The 20,084-nt window shown below is 72.1% G+C and carries 21 protein-coding genes; 13 read left to right on the top strand and 8 right to left on the bottom strand.

Annotated features, from left to right (window positions below):
* Window positions 1-123: 123 nt before the first annotated feature.
* The gene (locus tag ABZW17_RS34940) at window positions 124-1,008 is read left to right on the top strand and encodes a carbohydrate ABC transporter permease (protein WP_354823673.1); all 885 of its coding nucleotides are present in this window, start codon (window positions 124-126) and stop codon (window positions 1,006-1,008) included.
* A gap of 17 nt (window positions 1,009-1,025) precedes the next feature.
* Window positions 1,026-2,387, top strand: coding sequence for a GH1 family beta-glucosidase (locus tag ABZW17_RS34935; protein ID WP_354823671.1), 1,362 nt, complete (start codon window positions 1,026-1,028; stop codon window positions 2,385-2,387).
* Here the strand turns inward: ABZW17_RS34935 and ABZW17_RS34930 are convergent, their stop codons facing one another.
* Window positions 2,388-4,184 carry a long-chain fatty acid--CoA ligase gene (locus ABZW17_RS34930; RefSeq protein ID WP_354823669.1) on the bottom strand — a complete coding sequence of 599 codons (1,797 nt, stop codon included), beginning with the start codon at window positions 4,182-4,184 and terminating at the stop codon, window positions 2,388-2,390.
* 127 nt (window positions 4,185-4,311) lie between these two features.
* Between ABZW17_RS34930 and ABZW17_RS34925 the strand changes: the two genes are divergently transcribed.
* The 7 genes from ABZW17_RS34925 (at window position 4,312) to ABZW17_RS34895 (ending at window position 9,783) form a co-directional block, all read left to right on the top strand.
* A complete protein-coding gene (locus ABZW17_RS34925) occupies window positions 4,312-4,722 on the top strand; it encodes a polyketide cyclase / dehydrase and lipid transport (RefSeq protein WP_354823667.1) in 411 nt (136 codons plus the stop codon).
* Window positions 4,723-4,733: 11 nt separating this feature from the next.
* The gene (locus ABZW17_RS34920; protein ID WP_354823665.1) at window positions 4,734-5,528 is read left to right on the top strand and encodes a metallophosphoesterase; all 795 of its coding nucleotides are present in this window, start codon (window positions 4,734-4,736) and stop codon (window positions 5,526-5,528) included.
* Between the two features lie 27 nt (window positions 5,529-5,555).
* A complete protein-coding gene (locus ABZW17_RS34915) occupies window positions 5,556-5,990 on the top strand; it encodes an SRPBCC family protein (RefSeq protein WP_354823663.1) in 435 nt (144 codons plus the stop codon).
* 3 nt (window positions 5,991-5,993) lie between these two features.
* Window positions 5,994-7,121, top strand: a complete 1,128-nt coding sequence (locus ABZW17_RS34910; RefSeq protein ID WP_354823661.1) for an ArsA family ATPase — start codon at window positions 5,994-5,996, stop codon at window positions 7,119-7,121.
* The gene (locus ABZW17_RS34905) at window positions 7,118-7,522 is read left to right on the top strand and encodes a hypothetical protein (protein WP_354823659.1); all 405 of its coding nucleotides are present in this window, start codon (window positions 7,118-7,120) and stop codon (window positions 7,520-7,522) included. Before ABZW17_RS34910 ends, ABZW17_RS34905 begins: the two co-directional genes overlap by 4 nt.
* A 15-nt stretch (window positions 7,523-7,537) precedes the next feature.
* Window positions 7,538-8,476 (top strand): ROK family protein, encoded by a 939-nt coding sequence (locus tag ABZW17_RS34900; protein ID WP_003074370.1) that lies wholly within the window; start codon window positions 7,538-7,540, stop codon window positions 8,474-8,476.
* A 464-nt stretch (window positions 8,477-8,940) separates the two neighbouring features.
* Window positions 8,941-9,783 (top strand): NUDIX domain-containing protein, encoded by an 843-nt coding sequence (locus ABZW17_RS34895; protein WP_354823657.1) that lies wholly within the window; start codon window positions 8,941-8,943, stop codon window positions 9,781-9,783.
* On the opposite strand, the gene ABZW17_RS34890 is transcribed toward ABZW17_RS34895, so the two are convergent.
* Genes ABZW17_RS34890 through ABZW17_RS34880 form a run of 3 tightly spaced genes read right to left on the bottom strand, consistent with a single transcriptional unit; the run spans window position 9,780 to window position 12,226 of the window.
* Window positions 9,780-10,919 (bottom strand): glutamate--cysteine ligase, encoded by a 1,140-nt coding sequence (locus ABZW17_RS34890; RefSeq protein WP_354823655.1) that lies wholly within the window; start codon window positions 10,917-10,919, stop codon window positions 9,780-9,782. The two genes, ABZW17_RS34895 and ABZW17_RS34890, sit on opposite strands and share 4 nt — an antisense overlap.
* 12 nt (window positions 10,920-10,931) lie before the next feature.
* Window positions 10,932-11,462 carry a hypothetical protein gene (locus ABZW17_RS34885; RefSeq protein WP_354823653.1) on the bottom strand — a complete coding sequence of 177 codons (531 nt, stop codon included), beginning with the start codon at window positions 11,460-11,462 and terminating at the stop codon, window positions 10,932-10,934.
* Window positions 11,459-12,226: an alpha/beta fold hydrolase gene (locus ABZW17_RS34880; RefSeq protein ID WP_354823651.1), complete on the bottom strand. Its 768-nt coding sequence runs from the start codon at window positions 12,224-12,226 to the stop codon at window positions 11,459-11,461. The genes ABZW17_RS34885 and ABZW17_RS34880 overlap by 4 nt, the downstream gene beginning before the upstream one ends.
* Window positions 12,227-12,438: 212 nt before the next feature.
* On the opposite strand from ABZW17_RS34880, the gene ABZW17_RS34875 reads away from it, so the two are divergent.
* Together ABZW17_RS34875 and ABZW17_RS34870 are read left to right on the top strand one after the other, a co-directional pair.
* Window positions 12,439-13,200 (top strand): lysophospholipid acyltransferase family protein, encoded by a 762-nt coding sequence (locus ABZW17_RS34875; RefSeq protein ID WP_354823649.1) that lies wholly within the window; start codon window positions 12,439-12,441, stop codon window positions 13,198-13,200.
* Window positions 13,201-13,217: 17 nt separating this feature from the next.
* Window positions 13,218-13,706 (top strand): polyadenylate-specific 3'-exoribonuclease AS, encoded by a 489-nt coding sequence (locus ABZW17_RS34870; protein WP_354823647.1) that lies wholly within the window; start codon window positions 13,218-13,220, stop codon window positions 13,704-13,706.
* Here the strand turns inward: ABZW17_RS34870 and ABZW17_RS34865 are convergent.
* Window positions 13,678-14,376: a TetR/AcrR family transcriptional regulator gene (locus ABZW17_RS34865; protein ID WP_354823645.1), complete on the bottom strand. Its 699-nt coding sequence runs from the start codon at window positions 14,374-14,376 to the stop codon at window positions 13,678-13,680. The two genes, ABZW17_RS34870 and ABZW17_RS34865, sit on opposite strands and share 29 nt — an antisense overlap.
* Window positions 14,377-14,445: 69 nt before the next feature.
* Between ABZW17_RS34865 and ABZW17_RS34860 the strand changes: the two genes are divergently transcribed.
* A complete protein-coding gene (locus ABZW17_RS34860; RefSeq protein ID WP_354823643.1) occupies window positions 14,446-15,555 on the top strand; it encodes an NAD(P)/FAD-dependent oxidoreductase in 1,110 nt (369 codons plus the stop codon).
* A 640-nt stretch (window positions 15,556-16,195) separates the two neighbouring features.
* On the opposite strand, the gene ABZW17_RS34855 is transcribed toward ABZW17_RS34860, so the two are convergent.
* Window positions 16,196-17,278 (bottom strand): 3-deoxy-7-phosphoheptulonate synthase, encoded by a 1,083-nt coding sequence (locus tag ABZW17_RS34855; RefSeq protein WP_354823641.1) that lies wholly within the window; start codon window positions 17,276-17,278, stop codon window positions 16,196-16,198.
* A 283-nt stretch (window positions 17,279-17,561) separates the two neighbouring features.
* Here ABZW17_RS34855 and ABZW17_RS34850 point away from each other — a divergent pair, with 283 nt between their 5' ends.
* Window positions 17,562-18,587, top strand: coding sequence for a 6-phosphofructokinase (locus ABZW17_RS34850; protein ID WP_354823639.1), 1,026 nt, complete (start codon window positions 17,562-17,564; stop codon window positions 18,585-18,587).
* A 52-nt stretch (window positions 18,588-18,639) separates the two neighbouring features.
* On the opposite strand, the gene ABZW17_RS34845 is transcribed toward ABZW17_RS34850, so the two are convergent.
* A complete protein-coding gene (locus ABZW17_RS34845) occupies window positions 18,640-19,512 on the bottom strand; it encodes a CU044_5270 family protein (RefSeq protein WP_354823637.1) in 873 nt (290 codons plus the stop codon).
* A complete protein-coding gene (locus tag ABZW17_RS34840; protein ID WP_354823635.1) occupies window positions 19,505-20,080 on the bottom strand; it encodes an RNA polymerase sigma factor in 576 nt (191 codons plus the stop codon). The genes ABZW17_RS34845 and ABZW17_RS34840 overlap by 8 nt, the downstream gene beginning before the upstream one ends.
* Window positions 20,081-20,084 lie beyond the last annotated feature (4 nt).

Here is a 20,084-nt window from a genome sequence, read left to right as displayed (position 1 = left end):
CGCTCGCGGGGGGCGGGGCGTGTCTGCCCCCCCCCCCCCCCCACATTCCCCCTTTTTCTCTTTTCTTTTCTCAATCTTCATTCAAATTTATAACCACCCCCCCCCCACGACACGAGGAGCGACATGACAACCGTGCTGACGTCGGCGCCCGCCGCGGCGCCGAGCCCGCCCGGCCGGGCGCGGCGGCTGGTCCGGCGGGCCACGAGCCCGTGGACCTACGCCGCGCTCGTCGCGATCCTGGCCGGCTCGGCGTTCCCGGTGTACTGGTCGTTCGTCGTCTCCTCGCAGACGACGGAGGCGGTCGGGAAGGTGCCGCCGGTGCTCGTCCCCGGCGGGCACCTGTTCGCGAACATCGCCCGCGTCTTCGACGAGACGGACTTCGCGCTGGCGCTGGGCAACTCGCTGATCGTCGCGGGCACCATCACCGTGTCGGTCGTGCTGTTCTCGACGCTGGCCGGGTTCGCCTTCGCCAAGATGCGCTTCCGCGGGCGGACGGCGTTGCTGCTCGTCGTGGTCGCCACCCAGGCGATCCCGACCGAACTGGGCGTCGTGCCGCTGTACATGATGATGGCCGACTTCGGGTGGGCCGGGCAGCTGCAGGCGGTGATCGTGCCCGGCCTGGTCACCGCGTTCGGCGTGTTCTTCATGCGCCAGTACTTCGAACGCGCTCTCCCGCTGGAACTGCTGGAAGCCGGCCGGATGGACGGCTGCGGATCGCTGCGGCTGTTCTGGCACGTGGCCCTGCCCGCCGCCCGCCCGGCCGCGGCGGTGCTCGGCCTGTTCACCTTCATGCAGGCGTGGAACGACTTCTTCTGGCCGCTGGTGGTGCTGGTGCCGGAGAACCCGACCGTCCAAACCGCACTGTCCACACTGGCCAGCGGATACACCACCGACTACACGCTCGTGCTCACCGCCGCCACCATCGGCACCGTCCCCGTCCTGATCGTGTTCCTGCTGTTCGGCCGCCAGATCGTCGGCGGCATCATGCAGGGCGCGCTCAAGGGCTGACCCTCCCGGAGTAGACCGTGACCACCAGTTTCCCACCCGGCTTCCGCTGGGGTGTCGCAACCTCGGCGTTCCAGATCGAGGGAGCCACCACCGCGGACGGCCGCGGACCGTCCATCTGGGACACCTTCGCTGCGGTGCCGGGCGCGGTGGCGGGCGGCGACACCGGGGAACCGGCGGCCGACCACTACCACCGCTGGCCGGACGACCTGACCCTGCTCACCGGGCTGGGCGTCGACTCCTACCGGTTTTCGGTGTCCTGGCCGCGGATCCAGCCGGACGGGCGCACCGTGGAGCGCCGCGGCCTGGACTTCTACCGGCGGCTCGTGGAAGGGCTGCGGGAGAAGGGGATCGAGCCGTTCCTGACGCTCTACCACTGGGACCTGCCCCAGGCTCTGGAGGACAAGGGCGGCTGGCGGTCCCGCGCCACGGCGCTGCGGTTCGCCGACTACGCGGCGCTGGTCCACGCGGAGCTGGGTGACCTGGTCGAGCACTGGACGACCCTGAACGAGCCGTACCCGTGCGCGGTCGCCGGGTACGGCGAAGGCCGCCACGCGCCCGGGGCACGGGAGGGCGACGGCGCGCTGGCGGCCGCCCACCACCTGCTGCTCGGCCACGGCCTGGCGGTGCGCGCGATGCGGGCGCTGGCGCTGCCGCACCACCAGTTCGGCATCGTGCTCAACCAGTCGCCCGCGGTCCCGGTCTCGGATTCGGCGGCGGACACGGCGGCGGCCGCCCGCCAGGACACCCTGCTGCGGCGCCAGTTCACCGACCCGCTGTTCGGCGGCCGCTACGCCCCGGGCCTGCCGGCGATGTTCAACGGCGTCTCGGAGTTCTCGTTCCGCCACGACGAAGACCTGTCGATCATCGGCGAGCCGCTCGACTACCTGGGCGTCAACTACTACTACCGCCTGCACGTGGCGGACGCGCCGCACCGCGAGCCGGACCCGGCCCGGCGCACGGTGACCGACATCGGCGTGGACACGACCCGGCTGCCGGACGTCCCGCGGACGGGCATGGGCTGGCCGGTGGAGCCGGAGGGCCTGACGGAAGCGCTGGTGGGCTTGCACAACCGCTACCCGGACCTGCCCCCGGTGTACGTCACGGAGAACGGCTGCGTGTACGCGGACCGAAGCGACTTCGCGGACTACGAGCGCATCACTTTCCTGAACGACCACATCGAGGCAGCCCGCACCGCCGCGGCGGCCGGGGTCGACCTGCGGGGGTACTTCTGCTGGTCGCTGCTGGACAACTTCGAGTGGGCGCACGGGTACAAGCACCGCTTCGGGCTGGTCCACGTGGACTACGCGACGCAGGAGCGCACGCCGCGGTCGAGTTACCGCTGGTACCGCGACTTCATCGCGGCCCAGCGGCAAGGCTGACTACTTCTTGTACAGGCCCTCGATGTCGTTCGCGTAGTTCTTCGAGACCACGTTGCGCTTCAGCTTCAAGCTCGGCGTGATCTCCCCACCGGCCTCGGTGAAGTCGTTCGCCAGCACGGTGAACTTCTTGATCGCCTCGGCCTTGGACACCGACCTGTTCGCCTCGTCCACCGCGGCCTGGATCTCCGCGAGCAGGTCGGCGTCCGAAGCCAGGTCCGCCACCGATGCGCCGGCGGGCTTGCCGTGCTGGGTCTTCCAGGACGGGAAGTACTCCTCGTCCACCGTCACCAGCGCCGCGATGAACGGGCGCTGGTCGCCCACCACCATCGCCTGGCTGACCAGCGGAGATGCCTTGATCGTGTCCTCGAGGCCGGACGGGGCGACGTTCTTGCCGCCCGCCGTCACGATGATCTCCTTCTTGCGGCCGGTGATCTTCAGGAAGCCGTCCACGTCCAGTTCGCCCAGGTCGCCGGTGTGGAACCAGCCGTCGGTCAGCGCTTCCTTCGTCGCGGCCGGGTTGTTGTAGTACGCCCGGAACACGACGTCGCCCTTGAGGAGGACCTCGCCGTCGTCGGCGATGCGGACCGACGTGCCGTTGACCGGCTTGCCGACCGTGCCCACCCGGAACGCCGTCTGGGTGTTGACGTTCGCCGCCGCGGACGTCTCGGTCAGGCCGTAGCCCTCGAACACCGGGACGCCGATGCCGCGGAAGAAGTGCGCCAGGCGCGCGCCGAGGGGAGCGCCGCCGGACACCGCCGCGACGCAGCGGCCGCCGAGGGCCGCGCGCAGCTTGCCGTACACCAGCTTGTCGAACGCCAGGTGCTTGAGCTTCAGCGCGAACCCGGCGCCGCCCTTGTCCTGCGCCTGGCTGTACTCGACCGCGACCGCCTCGGCGGCGTCGAAGATCTTGCCCTTGCCCTCGCTGTGCGCCTTCTGCTTCGCCGAGTTGTAAACCTTCTCGAAGACGCGCGGCACGGCGACGACGAACGTCGGCCGGAAGGTGCCCAGGTCGGCGACCAGGTTCTTCACGTCCGGGGTGTGCCCGAGGGTGACGCGGGCGGTCAGCGCGGTAACGGCGATCGCGCGGGCCAGCACGTGCGCCAGCGGCAGGAAGCACAGCAGCGAGTTGCCCTGCTCCATCAGCTGCGGGAACGCCTCGATGTCGGCGCGGATCTCGGCCAGCAGGTTGCGGTGGGTCAGCTCGACGCCCTTGGGGCGGCCGGTCGTGCCCGAGGTGTAGACGATGGTGGCGAGCTCGTCCGCGGTCACCTCGCGGCGCCGGTCGTGCAGCTCGTCGTCCGACAGGGACGTGCCCAGCGCGGACAACTCCTCGACGGCGGGGGAGTCGCCCTCGATCTGCCAGGTGTTCTGCAGGTCGGTGAGCCGGTCGCGGATCTCCTCGACCGCCGCGGCGTGGCCGTTCGTCTCGACGAACACGCCCTTCGCGGCCGAGTCGGAGAGGATCCAGAACACCTGTTCGGGCGAGGACGTGTCGTAGATCGGGACGGTGACCGCGCCGGCCGCCCAGATCGCGAAGTCGATCAGGGTCCACTCGTAGCGGGTCTTCGACATGATCGCGACGCGGTCGCCGCGGCCGATCCCGGCCCGGACCATGCCCTTGGCCACGGCCAGCACCTCGGCCGCGAACTCCTTGGCGGTCACGTCCAGCCAGCTGCCCTCGACCTGGCGGCGGAAGCTCACCACGTCGGAGAACCGCTCGGCGTTCGCCCAGACGACATCGGACATGTTCTCGTCGTCGGCCACCGGCTTGCCGGCGGGAGCGCTGTATTCGCGCACGTGGACCTCCGTGTTCAACGCGTGCGGCAGGCGACACCGCTGTTACCCGCCAGTCAACTTAGCGTGGTGAGCACCTTAAGACCATGCTGATCGCCCGCGCGCGGCGAGGCCGTGACATTCTTCGCACGTGACCGCGCCACCCTCCCTCGACATCGTCGACGAGACCTTCCTCGCCGTGCCGCCGGCCACCGTGGCCGCGGTTTTCGCCGAACCGGCGTCCTGGCGGCGGTACTGGCCCGACCTGGTCCTCGAGGTCTACACCGACCGGGGCGACAAGGGGCTGCGCTGGACCGTGGGGGGTGCCCTCGTCGGTACGATGGAGGTCTGGCTCGAGCCGGTGCTCGACGGCACCCTGCTGCACTACTTCCTGCGGGCGACCCCCGCCGACGCGGCCGGGACGCCCCGCGCGCCGGGCCCGCGCGAGCTGCGCCGGGAGTTCGACCGGCGGGCCCGCGCGGCGAAGGCGATCGCGCTCGGGCTGAAGGAGATCCTGGAGGACGGGCGCGAGCCCGGCGTTCCTCCGCGCGGCGAGGGCTAAGGGGACCAGGGGTGCGGGTACACGTCGTCTCGGACGTGCACGGCAACGCGGACGCGCTGAAGCGGGCGGGCGACGGGGCGGACGCCCTGGTCGTGCTCGGCGACCTGATCGACTTCGTCGACTACCGCGACCACGAGAAGGGCATCATGGGGGCCCTGTTCGGCGCGGACAAGGTGGGCGAGTTCGCGCGCCTGCGCCGCGAGGGCACCCGTGACGAAACCGTTGCCTTCTCGCGCACGCTCTGGGCGGGCCTCGAAGACCCGGCCGGCGCGGTCGACGAAGCCATCCGCGCCCAGTACGCGACGCTCTTCGCGGCGATGACCGCGCCCACCTACGCCACCCCCGGCAACGTCGACACCCCGGACCTGTGGCCCGAGTTCGCCGGCGAGGGCATCCGGGTGCTGGACGGCGAGGTGGCCGAGATCGGCGGCCTGCGGTTCGGGTTCGTCGGCGGCGCGCTGCTGCCCGACGGCGTCGTCCCGCGCCGCCGCAAGGGCGCCGCCTGGCGCCCCTACCTGCGGGATCGCGAGGACTACGACCGCAGTGTGGCCGCGCTCACCGACGTCGACGTCCTCTGCACGCACGGCCCGCCCGCCCTGCCGGAACTGGTCTACGACGTCGTGGCGCGCCGCAACGAGATCGGCTCGGTGGCGCTGCTGGAGCTGATCCGGGCGCAGCGGCCGCGCTGGTCGGTGTTCGGGCACGTGCACCAGCCCCTGGCGCCCCGCGCCCGGGTCGGCCTGACCGAGTGCCGTAACGTGGGTCACTTCAAGGAGACCGGGCAGCCGTACGTGCTGCGCTGGTGACCGACCGCGGCGGCTACGCTTCGTCCCATGGCCGAGCAGTCCACACAGTCCATCGAGGTCGACGCCGAGCCCAGCCGGGTGATGGCCGTGATCGCCGACTTCCCCGCCTATCCGGAATGGGCCAAGGCCGTCCGGGAGACCGAGGTCCTCGACACCGATGCCGGCGGGCGGGCCAAGCAGGTCAAGCTCACCCTCGACGCGGGCCCGATCAAGGACGTCTACACCCTCGAGTACGACTGGGACGAAGACGGCCTCGGCGTCAGCTGGCACCTGGTCAAGGGCCAGATGCAGAAGGCGCAGAACGGCCGCTACGCGCTGGCCGACCTCGGCGGCCGGACGCGGGTCACCTACACCCTGTCGGTCGAGCTGGCCCTGCCGATGATCGGCCTGCTGCGCCGCAAGGCCGAGAAGATGGTCATGGACACCGCGCTGAAGGAGCTCAAGAAGCGGGCCGAGGGCTAACGCGTGCGGATCCTGCTGTTCACCGGCAAGGGGGGTGTCGGGAAGACCACGCTGGCCGCGGCCACCGGCGCCACCCTCGCCGCCCGCGGCAGGAAGACCCTCGTCGTGTCCACCGACCCGGCGCACTCCCTCGGTGACGCCTTCGGCCGCCCGCTCGGCGCCGAACCGTCCGAAGTGGACGCGCTGCTGTCCGGGGCGCAGGTCGATTCGCGCACGCTGGTGGACGCCACCTGGGCCGGGCTGCGCGGCCAGCTCAGGGCGGTGCTGTCCGGCGCGGGCCTGGACGACCTCGACGCCGAAGAGCTCACCGTGCTGCCCGGCGTCGACGAGCTGCTCGCGCTGACCGAGGTCCGCCGGCTGGCCGAGGACGGCCCGTGGGAGACCATCGTCGTCGACTGCGGCCCGACGGCCGAGACGTTGCGGCTGCTGTCCCTGCCCGAAGCCGTCTCCGGCTACCTGGCCCGCGCCTTCGGGCGCCGCGTCACCGAGCCGGTCCGCCGGCTCGGCGCCCACCTCGACGGCCTGCGCGCGCTGCTCACCGACCCGGCGGTGACGACGGTCCGGCTGGTCCTGACGCCGGAGCGGGTGGTCGTCGCCGAGGCGCGCCGCACGCTGAGCTCGCTGGCCCTGCGCGGGATCGCCGTCGACGGCCTGATCGCCAACCGCCTCATGCCCGCGCCCGGGATCTGGCGCGGCGGCGCCGCGTCGTGGCTGCGCACGCGGCGGACGCAGCAGGACGCCGTCCTCGCGGAGCTCGCCGCGGCCGGGATCGCGCCGGTCACCCGGGTCGAGCACCGCGCGGCCGAGCCGGTCGGGCTGCCCGCGCTGCTGGAGATCGCCGCCGAGCTGTACCGCGGCGGCGACCCGCTCGACGGTGACGGCACGCCCGTCACCCCGCTGCTGCGCGTGCGGCCCGCCACCGGCGGGTACACCCTGCGCGTCGCGATCCCGCTGACGCGGGACGCCGAGGTCGACCTCGCCCGCGTCGACGACGACCTGGCGATCACCGTGGACGGCTTCCGCAGGCTCATCGCCCTGCCGGAGCCGCTGCGGCCGTGCCGGATCACCGGCGCGGAATCCGACGCCGACGGCCTGGTCGTGCACCTGGCCGGGAACCGGGGACGCGGGTGAGCGAAGAGGACGAGGCCGCCGGACCGCGGCTCGCGGAGGAGATCCGCCTGCTCGCCGAGATGGTCGTGGAGAAGGCCGCGCCGTGGCTGGAGGGCGTTGTGGCCGCCGGCCACGGGGACCCTGACCAGGCGAAACCGGACGGCTCGGCGTGCGGCTGGTGCCCGCTGTGTGCGATCGTCGCCGTGGTGCGCGGTGAGCGTCCCGAATTCGCGGCCCGCTTGCTGGAACAGCTGGCGCAGCTCGTGGCGTTGCTCCGGGCGGTGCTCGCGGACCGCTGGGAGCCGGACGAGGGCGTGCACATGCCCGGGTTCCGGCCGCCGCCGCGGCCACCGGCGGACGCAGCGGTCCCGGTGCGGGTGCAGCACATCGCCGTCCGCCGGCGCGACGAGTGGGAGAGCTGAGTGCGGACGATAGGGGTGGACGTCGGCGGGACGAGTGTCCGGGCCGGCGTGGTGGACGAACGCGGCTCCCTGCTCGACACGGCCCGCGTCGCGACGCCGACCGAGGAAGGCGCGCTCGAGGACGCCATCGCGGGCGTCGTCGAGGACCTGCGCAACCGGCACGAAGTGGCCGGGGTCGGCCTCGCGGTGGCGGGTTTCGTGGCCCGCGACCGCCGGTCGGTGATGTTCGCCCCGCACCTGGCCTGGCGCGGCGCCCCGGTGGCGGACCGGATCGAAAAGCGCGTCGGCCTCCCGGTGCTGCTGGAGCACGACGTGAACGCGGCGATGGTGGGCGAGCACCGCTTCGGCGCGGCCCGCGGCGCCCACGTGGCGGCCCTGGTGGCCCTGGGCACGGGCATCGGAGCGGGCCTCCTGCTGGACGGCAAGCTGTTCCGCGGCGCGTACGGCGTGGCCCCGGAGCTCGGCCACCTGACGGTGGTTCGCGGAGGGCGCCCGTGCCCGTGCGGCAAGTACGGCTGCTGGGAGCGGTACTGCAGCGGAACGGCGCTGGCGGCGACGGCGGTGGAGCTGCTCGCGCGGCACCCGGGCCGTTCGACGGTGCTGGCGCCCCAGGTGGCGGGCGACCCGGGCTCGGTGACGGGCCGCCGGGTGGCGGGCGCGGCGCGCGACGGCGACCCGATCGCCCAGCTGGCGATGGCGGAGCTGGCCAAGTGGCTGGGCGAGGGCCTGGCACTGGTGGCGGACGTGTTCGACCCGGAGATCATCGTGATCGGCGGAGGGGTGTCGGAGTCGGCACCGTTGTTCTTGGACGAGGCCAGGGAGCACTACGCGGGCGCGATCACGGGGGCGCGGCACCGGCCGTTGGCTCGCATTCGCACTGCTCACCTGGGTGATGACACGGCGATCGTGGGCGCGGCGGCGTTGGCCCTGGAGGCGGCGAAGACCCCGGTCTGATTTTCTGCTGACCCCCGGGTGTGACCTTCGCTTGTGGACAGTTGCCCGGGTGCGGTGGCTCGCTCGCGCGGAACTGTCGGTGGTTCCCGGTAGCGTGGAAGACGGGGGCGGGCCCGCGAAGCCGGCTCACGTTTCGGCGAGCATCGCCCGGCCCGTTCGGCGGTCTTCTTCGCCACCCCGAAGCCCGATTGTGACTACGGCCGGCGGTGCCGCGTCAAGGCGGGAAAGATGCCTTGACCCGGCACCGCCGGCCGTGTTCTGGCTTCGGATCGGGGTTGCGGGGGGTGTGGGCCCCGTTCCTTCCGGTCCGTTTGCTGCCGTGGCTTTCCCGCGGGTCTGTCTCCTGCCGTGGCTGCTCCGAGGCCCGCAGCGCGGAGTACGCCTGCTTTCTCGCGGGTCCGTTTGCTGCCGTCGCTTTCCCGCGGGCGAAGCGGTGCGCGGCCGACCTGTGACACGCTGGGCGGGTGAGTGTCCCCGCCGCGAGCGTCTTCGTCCGCTGCTCCTGCGGGCACTTGCACTGGGGGCGCTATGGTGCCGCCGGCCTGCTGCTCGTCGACCCCGCGCGGGGGGTGCTCCTGCAGCGCCGGGCCTGGTGGGTGCACCACGGCCGTACCTGGGCGCTGCCCGGTGGGGCCATCGAGGCGGGCGAGACGGCCAAAGGGGCCGCCGCCCGTGAAGCCTTCGAGGAGGCTTCCGTCGCCGCCGAGGCCTTCCGCGCGGTCTCGGCGTCCGTGGTGGACCATGGGAACTGGAGCTACACCACCATCCTCGCCCTGGCCGACGGCGCCGAGGCTCGGGTGGCCAACACCGAAAGTGCGGAGGTGCGCTGGGTGGATCCCGACGACGTCCCCGGTTACCCCCTGCACCGCGACTTCGCCGCCGCCTGGCCGGACCTGCGGGACCGGGTCGGGCAGGAGCTGGTCCTGGTCGTCGACGGCGCCAACGTCGTCGGGTCGCGGCCGGACGGCTGGTGGCGTGACCGGCACGGTGCCGCCGAGCGCCTCCGTGACCAGCTCGCCAAGCTCGCCGAAGCCGGGGTGCCGGATCCGGACGACGCCGCCGTGACGTGGTGGCCGCGGGTCATCCTGGTCGTCGAGGGCAAGGCCAAGCACGTCACGTCGACGCCGGGTGTCGAGGTCGTTGCCGCGGACACCGACGGCGACTCGAAGATCGTCGAGGTCGTCGCGCAGCAACCGGGAAAGATCCTCGTCGCCACGGCTGACCGGGAGCTCAAGGGGCGGGTCGAGGCCCTCGGCGCGTCGATCCTCGGCCCCGGCACCCTCCGCACCCGGCTGGACGCGCTCTAATCCTTCGCGATCCCGTCGCGCATTTCGGCGACCAGCGACGCCACGACGGCCTTCAGGCTGCCCTTGTGCCGCTCCGCCACCGCCCGCTGCCGCCGGTAGCTCGGCCCGTACCGCAGGATCGACTCGACGTCGCGCAGCTCGGCCACACAGTCCAGGCGCCGTGCCACCGGCTCCAGCCGGTCCAGCAGGTCGGCCACGTCGTCGGTGACCAGGCGCTCGCGCCCGGCCGCGTCCAGGATGACGATCGCGTCGGTGCCGTAGCGGGCCGCGCGCCACTTGTTCTCCTGGACGTGCCACGGCGGCAGCGTCGGCAGGATCTCGCCGTCTTCGAGACGCTCCACGAAGTCGTCGACCAGGCACTGCGTCAGCGCCGCGATCGCGCCGACCTCCTCCAGCGTCGGCAGGCCGTCGCAGACGCGCATCTCGATCGTGCCGAGCTTCGGCGACGGGCGGATGTCCCAGCGGATCTCCGAAAAGCTGTCGATCACGCCGGTGGTGAACATGTCCTCGACGTAGCTCTCCAGCTCGGCCCACTTCCGGAACTGGAACGGCAGCCCGGCCGTCGGCAGCTGCTGGAACATCAGCGCCCGGTTCGACGCGTACCCGGTGTCCTCGGCGCCCCAGTACGGCGAAGACGCCGACAGCGCCTGCAGGTGCGGCGCGTAGTTGAGCAGCGCGTCGAGGACCGGCAGCACCTTCTCGCGGTGGTCGACCCCGACGTGGATGTGGACGCCGTAGATCAGCATCTGCCGCCCCCACCACTGGGTCCGGTCGATCAGCTTGGCGTAGCGCTCCTTGTCGGTGACCTTCTGCTGGTACCAGTTCGAGAACGGGTGCGTCCCGGCCGAGAACATCTCGACGCCGAGCGGGTCGGCGACGCCGTGCACGACGTCGAGCGAGTCGTTCAGGTCGGCCTTGATCTCGGCGATCGTGCCGCAGACGCCGGTGATGATCTCGATCGTGTTGAGCAGCAGCTCCTGCTTGATCTTCGGGTGCTCGGCCTGCCCGTCAGGCCGGACGGCCTCGAGGATCTGCTCGGCCACCGAGGACAGCTCGCCGCTGCGGCGGTCCACCAGGCCGAGCTCCCACTCCACGCCGACGGTCGATCGCCGCGAAGGGCTGAACTCGATGTGCATCGCCGTGGGAGATCAGACCTGGGCGCCGGTGCTGGGATCGGCCCCCGGGGGCGGACCCTGCCGGACGCGGAGCAGCAGCAGCGCGATCGCCGTCGCGAGCGCGAGGATGCCCAGCGGCGTCGCCACCGTCGGGCCGACGCCGATCGCGCCGGGCAGGATCAGCAGGAACAGCCCGGCCAGGAACAGCAGCAGGATGAGGAACGCGCCCATCTTCGGCCGGGGCAGCGGCGGCGGCTCCGGCGGGACGTAGTGCTCGTCGTCGTCCGCCGGGTCGTCGGAGAACATCGTGGTGTCCCACGTCGTGCCGCCGGACCGCCAGCCGGGCTCCGGCGGGGTGTCCACGGCCGGCGGCTCGGGAGACCGCTCCGGCGCCTTCCGCGGCTCGCTCCCCGCGCCGGCGCCGGTGGCACCGGGGGCCTCTGCGGTGTCCGCGGTGTCGGCGGTGTCCTCTTCGGGGAGCCCGAACCCGCCGGCCCGCAGGTCGGCGACGATTTCGGCGAACGTCGCGTCGACGTCCTCCGGCCCGTCCTTCCCCCGGCTCATGCGGTCTCCTCCGGCTGGGCGGCGCGCGCCTTCGCGAACTCGACGCTGCGCGTGAAGATCACCTCGGCGTCGTTGTCCTGCGTCGCCACGTGGTAGCTGTTCTCCAGCACCACCTCGGTGACGTCGGTGCTCGAGACGCCCTGCAGCACCAGCTGCGAGTTCACCGGCTCGACGACGTGGTCGACCGACGAGTGCAGCAGCAGCACCGGCTGCGTCACCTTCGCCAGGTCGGCGCGTACGACGGCCCACAGCTTCGCCAGGCTCGCCGCGGCCCGCACCGGCGTGCGCGGGTAGGCCAGCTCCGTCTCGCCCGGCTTCTTGATGTCGTTCGCGATCGCCGGCACCGACGGGACGATCTTCCCCAGCACCGGCAGCAGCTTCGTGTCCCACTTCAGCCGCGTCACCGACGGGTTGACCAGGACGATCCCGGCGATCCGGTCGCCGAACTCCTCGGCCAGGCGCAGGGTGAGCGTGCCGCCCATCGAGAGGCCGCCGACGAAGACGGTCTTGCACGTCGAGAGCAGCGCGAGCAGGGCTTCGCGGACGGCGCCGTACCAGTCTTCCCACGTCGTGCGGTTGAGGTCCGGCCAGCGGGTCCCGTGGCCCGGCAGCAGCGGGCAGCGCACCGTGAACCCGGCCTCGGCCAGGTGGTCACCCCAGGCCCGCATGCTCGCCGGGGTACCGGTGAACCCGTGGCAGAGCAGGAACCCGGTATCGGCCGAACCGGTGTGGCCGAACGGTTCCGCGCCGGCGAGCACGCCCATGCGATCGCCTTCCGTGTGAGCGGGGCAGTCCCTCCATGCTCTCACGCCCGGCGGACGTTGTGGGGCTCCGCCCGGGCCCGGAATTCGCTGTGAGATCGATCGCTGCCGAAGCGGTAACCGGGTGGTCCGCGTTGTGCGGTTGCCGCCGGTGTTCGTAGGCTGTTCGTCTCGGGTGAACAGGGGCTGCGCTGCGATGGAGGACTGAGGCACCGGTGCTGTACTGGCTCATGAAGTGGGTGTTCATCGGACCGCTGCTCAAGACGCTGTGGCCGACCAAGGTCGTCGGCGCCGAGAACATCCCCGAGACGGGCGGCGCGATCCTGGCCGGCAACCACCTGGCGGTCGCCGACTCCTTCTTCATGCCGCTGCGGGTCAAGCGCAAGGTGACCTTCCCGGCGAAGTCGGAGTACTTCACCGAGCCCGGCTTCAAGGGCACCCTCAAGAAGTGGTTCTTCACCGGCGTCGGCCAGTTCCCGATCGACCGTTCCGGCGGCAACGCCGCGCAGGCCGCGCTCGACACGGCGATCCGCCTGGTCAAGGCCGGCCACCTGCTCGGCATCTACCCGGAGGGCACCCGGTCCCCGGACGGCCGGCTCTACAAGGGCAAGACCGGCGTCGCCCGGATCGCCCTGGAGTCCGGCGGCGTGGTGGTCCCGGTGGCGATGATCGGCACCGACAAGGTCAACCCGATCGGCTCCAAGATGTGGTGGCCGCGCCGTCTCGAGGTCCGTTTCGGCAAGCCCCTCGACTTCTCGCGTTACGAGGGCCTCTCGGGTGACCGCTTCATCGAGCGGTCCATCACGGACGAGATCATGTACGCGCTCATGGAGCTGTCCGGCCAGGAGTACGTCGACATCTACGCGGCGAAAGCGAAGGAACTCCTGGCTGCGGAGGCAGCCGGCGTGAAGCCAAAGGTGCCTGCTCAGCCTGCCGCGCGCGACGCGGCCCGGGTCCCCGAATCGAAGGTCGGCTGACCCACTACTGTTCACCAGTGCGTTTTTTCTACGACACCGAGTTCATCGAAGACGGCGTGACCATCGATCTGGTGTCGATCGGAGTGGTGGACGAACGCGGCCGCGAGTTCTACGCGGTCTCGACGGAGTTCGACCCGGCTCGCGCGGGCGCCTGGGTCCGCGACAACGTCCTGGACAAGCTGCCCTCACCGGCGGACCCGGCCTGGCGGAGCCGGGAGAAGATCCGCGCCGACCTGCTCGAGTTCTTCGGCAAGCCGCCCGGCGGCATCGAGCTGTGGGCCTGGTTCGCGGCGTACGACCACGTGGCGCTGGCCCAGCTCTGGGGCCCGATGCCCGCCCTGCCGCGGCAGCTGCCGCGGTTCACCCGCGACCTGCGTCAGCGCTGGGAGGACGCGGGCAAGCCGAAGCTCCCGGCCGCCCCCACCGACCAGCACGACGCCCTCGCGGACGCGAAGCACAACCTGGCCCGCTGGGAAGTCATCGAGGAGTACTTCCACCGCCGCTGAGGCGGGCGGCGATGCCGTCGAGCAGGAATTCGAGGCCGATCCGGAAGGTTTCCCCGGCGTCCAGGTGCGGGCCGTCGCGGACCATCGACTCCACCGCGGGGAACCGCCCCGAGGCGAAGGTGCGCTCCAGGTACGGGCCGTAGGCGGCCTGCCACTGCCGCCTGTCCAGCCCGCTGGTCCGCTCGGCCCGCCGCTCGCCGACCTCCCGCCGCACCGCGCCGATCACGTACGCGTTGACCGCGGAGATCGCCGGCACGGCGGTGTCGAGGTCGAGGTCCGTCAGCCCGGTGAGCACGGCGTTCCCGCTGGCCAGGGTGTTCGGCCCGAGCTGCGGCCGTCCGCCGAGCAGGTCGGCCAGCCACTCGTGCCGGTGCACGGCCCGGCGGACGGTTTCGGCGTGCGAGCGCAGCACCTCGCGCCAGCCGTCGCCCTCCGGCCGGATCCCGGCGTAGACCGCGTCGACCATCAGGTCGAGCAGCTCCTCCTTGGTGTCGATGTAGCCGTACAGCCGCATCGGCCCGACGTCCAGCGCACCGGCGACCTTGCGCAGCGACACCGCGTCCAGGCCGTCCGCGTCGGCCAGCCGCACCGCCGCCCGGACGATCGCCTCCCGGCTCAGCGGCGCCGGCGCCGGCCGCTCCGGCGGCTCGGGTCGTTCCCACACCAACATGCCGCGGACGATACATCGGCTGTCGCGATACAGTGTATTTGGAGATACAGCGTATCGAAGGGGACGACGATGAAGATCGCCATCATCGGAGCCGGCATGGGCGGCCTGGCCCTGGCCCGGGTCCTGCACGTCCACGGCATCGACGCGGCCGTGTACGAGCGCGAACCCGCGCGCGGGGCCCGCGACCAGGGCAGCATGCTCGACATCCATTCCGGGCAGCGCGCGCTGCGCGAAGCCGGCCTGCTCGAGCAGTTCTTCGCGATCGCCCGCGGCGAGGGTCAGGACATGCGCCTGCTCGAGCCGGACGGAACCCTGCTGCTGCAGGAGGACACCCCCGACGACGCCCCGCTCCTGCGTCCCGAGGTGGACCGCGCCGACCTGCGCACCTTGTTGCTGGATTCGCTGCCGGAGGGCGCGGTGCGTTGGGGGCACGCGTTCGAGTCCGCGGCGGACGGCGTGGTGCGCTTCGCCGACGGCGGGAGAGCGCGGTACGACCTGCTGGTCGGCGCGGACGGCGCGAACTCCCGGGTCCGCGCGCTGCTGACGGACGCCCGCCCGGCCCACCTCGGCCAGAACGTGGTCGAGCTGGGCATCCCGGACATCGACCGCACGCACCCGAAGCTGGCGGCGATGGTCGGCCGCGGCAACTACTGGGTCTTCGGCGACGGGATTTCCCTGTCGGCCCAGCGCAACGGCGACGGCCGCGTCCGCATCGGCATCAGTTTCTACAACACACCGGAGGACTGGTTCACCACGAGCGGCCTCCGGTTCGACGACCCCGCTGCGGTCCGCGCGCGGCTGATCGAGCTGCTGCCGGGCTGGAGTCCGGAGATCACGGCGCTGATCGAGGCGAGCGACGACCGGGTGCGGCCGCGGACGCTGACGACGCTCCCGGTGGGCTTGACGTGGGAATCACGCCCGAACGCGACCCTGCTCGGCGACGCGGCCCACCTGATGCCCCCGGTGGGGGAGGGGGCGAACATGGCTTTGCTGGACGGCGCGCTGCTGGCCCTGGCGTTGGTGGCACACCCGGAAGACCAGGCGGCGGCGATCGAGGAGTACGAGAAGGAGATGTTCGAGCGCACCGGCACGGCGGCCCGGATGTCGGCGGGGATGCAGGAACTGCTGATGTCCCCGGACGCGGCTCAGCGGTTGCTGGAGTTCTTCCAGCCGGGGTGAGGCTGTGGTGGCGGCCGGGTGGGGTGCGGCCGCTGCGAACGAAAACTGTCGGTGCCTGGCGGTAACGTGAAAACCGGGGATCCCCCGGGCGGGGACCCCCGAGTGGTGCGCAGTTGGCCGACCGGGCTCGGGGGTAGAGCGGCTGCGCAGGACTCTCGTCGCCTTCGCGCGTCGCAGCCTGGCGCTGCCGCAGCCCGCTGACGCCGCAGCCCGCTGACGCCGGATTCGCCGGGGCCCGAGCGGCGGCGCCGCTCGGGCCAAACGCTTGAAGCTTTCAGTCGAGAGCCTCACCGCCGTGGCTCCGGGGCAGCCCGCACCGCCAGGCCCAAGGGGACCTTCCGGCTGCGGCTCCGCGCCGCTGGGCCGGAGCTGGACTTCCGGCAGCCCGCGCGCTGCGGGAGCCCAAGCGGACCATTGGGCGGCGCGGCTCCGCGTCGCCCGCGCGCCGCGAAGCCCAGGCCGGACCTTCGGTCAGCCCGCACCGCCAGGCCCAAGCGGGCCTTCCGGCAGCGGCTCCACACCGCTGGGCCGGAGCTGGGCTTCCCGACAACCCGCGCTCCGCGCAGCCCGCGCGCTGCGGGAGCCCAAGCCGGACTTTCCGCAGCGCACCCCATGGAGCAGCGAACCCGAGCCCGCGCCCTCAGCGCCGCGCCCGCACCGCCGAAGCCAGCTCGTCCAGCAGCGGCGCCGTGTCGTCCCAAGCCAGGCACGCGTCCGTGATCGACTGCCCGTAGGTCAGCTCCGAAGCCCGCCCCAGCGAAAGCTCCTGCCGGCCGCCCGTCAGGAAGCTCTCCATCATCAGCCCCGAAATCCCGCGTTCACCAGCCGCAAGGCGCGCCGCCAGCTCGGACACCACCACGCCCTGGCGCACGTGGTCCTTGCCGCTGTTGCCGTGGGAAGCGTCGATGATCACCCGCTCCGGCAGGCCCGCCTTCGCCAGCCGGGCCAGCGTGTCCGCGACGGATCCGGCGTCGTAGTTCGGCCCGCCGTTGTGGCCCCGCAGGATCACGTGGCAGTCCGGGTTGCCCGACGTCGTCAGCAGCGCCGCCAGGCCGTCGGTGTTGATGCCCGGGAACACGTGGCTCGCCGCCGCCGCTCGGGTGGCGTCGATCGCCACCTGGACGTCGCCCTCGGTCGAGTTCTTGATGCCCACCGGCATCGACAGCGCGCTGCACAGCTGGCGGTGCACCTGGCTCGCCGCCGTGCGCGCGCCGATCGAACCCCACGTCACGATGTCCGCGATGAACTGCGGCGTGATCGGGTCGAGGAACTCGCAGCCCACCGGCAACCCCAGCTCGGACACGTCGAGCAGCAGCCGGCGCGCCATCCGCAGGCCCTTGTTGACGGCGAACGTGCCGTCCAGGTCCGGGTCGTTGATCAGGCCCTTCCAGCCCAGCGTCGTGCGCGGCTTCTCGAAGTACACGCGCATCACGATGTGCAGCTCGCCGCGCAGCTCCTCGGCCTTCGCCGCCAGACGGCGGGCGTAGTCGAGGGCCGCTTCGGGGTCGTGGACCGAGCACGGGCCGACCACCACGAGCAGGCGGTCGTCGCGGCCTTCGAGGATGTCGACCGTTTCGGCGCGGCCGTGGCGCACCACCTTCGCGACGGCCGCGTCGACCGGATGGTCTTCGCGCAGCAGCGCGGGCGAAATGAGCGGACTGATCGAGGTGGTGCGCGCGGCGTCGAGGGCACCGATGGTGGCCGGTCCGGCGGAGAGCGTCATGGCGGGGGTGTTCCTTCCTGGTGGACACCGACCCGCGGGGGACTCGCCGAGCCGGTTTCGAAATCCGGCTCGGGGTGGGAGGTCAGCGCAGGTTCACGCCGCCGTGCCCACCCGGGGCCGGCTTCGTAAACCAGAAATAGCGCTGCACGGCGCCAAGGTAGCACAGCGGTCACGCGGACCGATCCGGCAGGTGGTACGGGCTGCACCGATCAAGACGAGAGCCGCTACGCTGGCGTCCGACGAAATGTGACTGTCATCTCCCGAGAACAGACGGAGGCTTCTCATGCGTGTCGGTGTGCTGACCGGCGGCGGCGACTGCCCGGGGCTCAACGCGGTGATCCGCGCGGTGGTGCGCAAGGGCATCGAGGTGCACGGCTGGGACTTCGTGGGCTTCCGCAACGGCTGGAACGGCCCCCTCACCGGCGACAGCCGCCCGCTGGGCCTGAACGACGTCGAGGACATCCTCACCCGCGGCGGCACCATCCTGCGGTCCTCGCGCACCAACCCGTACAAGGTCGAGGGCGGCGTCGAAAAGATCAAGCAGGTCCTCGCCGACCAGGGTGTCGACGCGCTGGTCGCGATCGGCGGCGAGGACACCCTCGGCGTCGCGAAGCGGCTGACCGACGACGGCGTCGGCGTCGTGGGTGTACCCAAGACGATCGACAACGACCTGGGCGCCACCGACTACACCTTCGGCTTCGACACCGCGGTCTCCATCGCGACCGAGGCGATCGACCGGCTGCACACCACGGCCGAGTCGCACCACCGCGCGCTCGTGGTCGAGGTCATGGGCCGGCACGCCGGCTGGATCGCGCTGCACTCCGGCCTGGCCGGCGGCGCGAGCGTCATCCTGGTGCCGGAGAAGCACTTCAACGTCGACCAGGTCGTTTCCTACGTCGAGAGCCGCTTCGAGAAGGAGTACGCGCCGATCATCGTCGTCGCCGAGGGCGCGCTGCCCGAGGGCGGCGAGGAGAAGCTGCTCACCGGCGAGAAGGACGCCTTCGGGCACGTCCGCCTCGGCGGCATCGGCACCTGGCTGGCCGACGAGATCGCCCACCGCACCGGCAAGGAGTCCCGCGCGGTGGTCCTGGGCCATGTCCAGCGCGGCGGCACCCCGACCGCCTACGACCGCGTCCTGGCCACCCGCTTCGGCCTCCACGCGGTCGACGCGGTCGCGGACGGCGACTTCGGCGTGATGGTCGCCCTCAAGGGCACGGACATCGTCCGCGTGAAGCTGTCCGAGGCGACGGCCGAGCTGAAGACGGTCCCGGAAGAGCGCTACCAGGAAGCCGAAGTCTTCTTCGGCTGAGTTCCCCGCCGAAGGGCCGCTCCGGGAAATCCCGGGGCGGCCCTTCGCGCGTTCAGGGCCGCTGCCGCACCGCGTCGACGATGCCCTGGCCGACCACCACCCCGGTCCCGGCGCCGACGTAGGCGAAGGTGACCGGGTCGAACAGGAACTCGTTCTGGTTGCCGATCCCGTGCTCGGTCGTGCTGCCCCAGCTGATGCCGACGACGGTCCGGCCGGTCGCGTCCTTCGCGCCGGTGTGGACGACCAGGCCGGGCACCTTCGCCACGGCCTCGTAGAGGGCGGCCCGCACCGCCGGGCGCAGGTAGCCCTCGGCCAGCTCGACGACCTCGTTGCCGAGGTCGTGCACGGTGTCGCCTTCGCCGTGGGTGCTCCGGAGCAGGTGGGCGAGCATGGCGTCGGCGTCGGTGGGCAGGTCCGCCGGAGCGGCCGGGTGCGGCACGCACCGGTTCGTCACCGTCCGCCCGTGGCTCTCCTGCTGCACGCGCTTCCCGTCGCGGCAGCCCGCGAGCGAAGCTTCGTGGCCGTACAGGAACACCAGCCCATCGTGGGTCCCGTCCACCGACGCCCACGTTTCGTTCTCGCGGCCGTCCGCGAGCCGTGTCCTCGTGTAGACGAACTGGTCCGGCCGCGGGACGAAGTCCGGCAGCGCGCGGGCCTTCGCGGCCGCGGTGTACAGGATCTGCACCGGATCGGTCGCCGGGGGAGCGGGCGGAACCGGCCGGACGGCCTCCTCGGCCGGCGCGAGCACGACGACGGCGGCGACCGCCGCGGCGAGCCCGGCCGCGGTCACCCCGCCCCACAGCGCACGCCGGTGCCGGGGACGGGCCGCGGCCGCGAGCAGCTCGGCCCGCTTCCGGGCCAGGTCCTCGTGCGCGGGAAGTCCGGCGGACCCCGCGAAATCGCGGAGCAGCTGCATCTCATCCATGGTTGGAGACCTCCTCGGGCGCCAGCGCGACGCGGACTTTCCGGCGGGCCCGGTTCAGCCGCGACCGGACGGTGCCGACCGGGATCCCCAGCGCCGCCGCGACCTCCTCGTAGGTCAGGCATTCCCAGGCGATCAGCAGCAGGACGTCGCGGTCCCCGCTCCCCAGCCCGGCCAGCGCGGCGGCCAGCCGGTCGTTCATCGCCTGCGCCGTGACGCGCTCGGCAACCCGGTCCGCGTGCCCGTCCTCCTCGGCGGGCGGCCCGAGCGCGGCCCGCAGCCGGTATTCGCGGGCCTCCTCGCGACGGCGTTGCCCGACGAGGTTTGTCGCGATGCCGTAGAGCCACGGCCGCGCGCTCGGGAACGCCGGGTCGTAGCGGGCGCGCCCGCCGAACGCGATCAGGAACGTCTCGCCCATCAGGTCGTCGGCGGCTTGGCCACCGAGCCGCCGGGCGAGGTAGCGATGGATGTGCGGGGCATGGCGGTCGAAGACCACCGCGAACCGCTCGGGGTGCGCCAGCGACGCGGTGATGACGTCCGCGTCGTCCCCGGTTTCACCTGGTGAACTCAATGAA

It is taken from the genome of Amycolatopsis sp. NPDC004625 (assembly GCF_040609695.1).
Lineage (GTDB): Bacteria > Actinomycetota > Actinomycetes > Mycobacteriales > Pseudonocardiaceae > Amycolatopsis.
This window is presented reverse-complemented; position numbering and strand designations above follow the sequence as displayed.